A 1666-nucleotide genomic window follows, 5' to 3' on the forward strand; every position below is an offset into this window, starting at 1 on the left:
TCCGGTCGGGTACGCTTGCCTGCGGAGTTCGGCGCGTGCCGATCTTCACCCCGATCATGTTCTACCCAAGACCGTTGGTCACCGGATCCGCTCGCGGACTCGGTTGAAGGTCCGGGATTGCCCGGCGGCCCACGCAGGAGGACGAGGTAGGGGAGATACGACATCGGTTGCGATGCCGTCTTTCTCTCTGTACGCCCCGTGTGCCCTGCACCGGGGCGTTTTGCATTTTGCGGATTTCGAGTGGAACTTCCCGAGCGGGAAAACGACTGTTACTGAGAGGAGGCGAAGTATGGCAAAGCCTGAGAAGGTTTCTGCGGTTGCGGAGATCACCGAGCAGTTCAAGGACTCGACGGCCGCCGTGATCACGGAGTTCCGTGGTCTGTCGGTGACCAGTCTGACGCAGCTGCGACGCGCTCTCGGAGAGGGTGCCACCTACTCCGTCGCCAAGAACACCCTGGTCAAGCGCGCCGCCGCAGAGGCGGGCGTCGAGGGCCTTGACGACCTGTTCGTCGGACCGACCGCCATTGCGTTCATCAAGGGCGAGCCGGTCGACGCTGCGAAGGCCCTGAAGACCTTCGCGAAGGACAACAAGGCGCTCGTCATCAAGGGCGGCTACATGGACGGCGCTGCGCTGTCCGTGGATCAGGTCAACCAGATCGCGGACCTCGAGTCCCGCGAGGTGCTGTTGGCCAAGCTCGCCGGCGCGATGAAGGGCAACTTGGCAAAGGCCGCCGGCCTGTTTAACGCTCCTGCCTCGCAGGTGGCCCGTCTCGCGGCCGCTCTGCAGGAGAAGATGGCGGACCAGGAGTCTGCCGCAAGCTGATCCGCACCATCGCGAATCACTGACCCACCCACCCCGCGCGCCCCGGCGCGCATCCCATCCGGTCGCGGATCAGCGACATGGGATCCACAAGGAAGGACCGCCACCATGGCGAAGCTCACCACCGAAGAGCTGCTCGACGCGTTCAAGGAACTGACCCTCCTCGAGCTCTCGGAGTTCGTGAAGGCCTTCGAGGAGACCTTCGAGGTCACCGCTGCCGCTCCGGTCGCCGTCGCCGCTGCCGGTGCCCCGGCCGCCGCCGCCGAGGCCGAGTCCGAGCAGGACGAGTTCGACGTCATCCTCGAGGGTGCCGGCGACAAGAAGATCCAGGTCATCAAGGTCGTCCGTGAGATCGTCTCGGGCCTCGGCCTGAAGGAGGCCAAGGACCTCGTCGAGGGTGCTCCGAAGCCGATCCTGGAGAAGGTCGCCAAGGATGCCGCCGAGGCTGCCAAGGCGAAGCTCGAAGAGGCCGGCGCCAAGGTCGCCGTCAAGTAAGACGAACCCGGCTGCCCGACCGCACCGCGGTCGAGCGCTTCGGCAAGGCCGCTGCCCACGGACTCACGTCCGTGGGCAGCGGCCTTTTCGCGCATTCGTGACCGGTTTGCCGAGCGCGCGGAAACCATCCGCGCTAAGTTGACGTCGGTGCCGCACGGGGACGGCATAAGCGCAGGTCATACCCCTGATCGAAGGGGGTTATGCCCGAGTTGACCTGTGTTCTTACTCGCTAGTAGGATCCCGTGTCACAGGTAACACTTCGATGCGCTACAGTGACGCAATCCACAGTGGGGAACAGCATCGAGCCGTGCGGAGGTAATGGTGGGAGTCGAAGTAGCTGTCGAGGGGTTG

Annotated in this window: 2 protein-coding genes; both read left to right on the plus strand. The window is 64.6% G+C overall.

Annotation, left to right across the window (positions count from 1 at the left end; all coding sequences use genetic code 11):
* The first annotated feature begins 289 nt into the window (after positions 1–289).
* The gene (rplJ, locus tag CQZ88_RS25965; protein WP_006940886.1) at positions 290–823 is read left to right on the plus strand and encodes a 50S ribosomal protein L10; all 534 of its coding nucleotides are present in this window, start codon (positions 290–292) and stop codon (positions 821–823) included.
* A 105-nt stretch (positions 824–928) separates the two neighbouring features.
* On the plus strand, positions 929–1315 hold the full coding sequence (gene rplL / locus CQZ88_RS25970) for a 50S ribosomal protein L7/L12 (protein ID WP_006940888.1): 387 nt from the start codon (positions 929–931) through the stop codon (positions 1313–1315).
* The last annotated feature ends 351 nt before the right edge of the window (positions 1316–1666 follow it).

It is taken from the genome of Rhodococcus sp. ENV425 (genome assembly GCF_002887785.1).
GTDB classification, from domain to species: Bacteria; Actinomycetota; Actinomycetes; order Mycobacteriales; family Mycobacteriaceae; genus Rhodococcus; species Rhodococcus aetherivorans.

Bases quoted from the DNA above. Each gene is read 5' to 3' on its own strand.
- rplJ (WP_006940886.1), top strand. From the start codon at position 290: ATGGCAAAGCCTGAGAAGGTTTCTGCGGTTGCGGAGATCACCGAGCAG.
- rplL (WP_006940888.1), top strand. From the start codon at position 929: ATGGCGAAGCTCACCACCGAAGAGCTGCTCGACGCGTTCAAGGAACTG.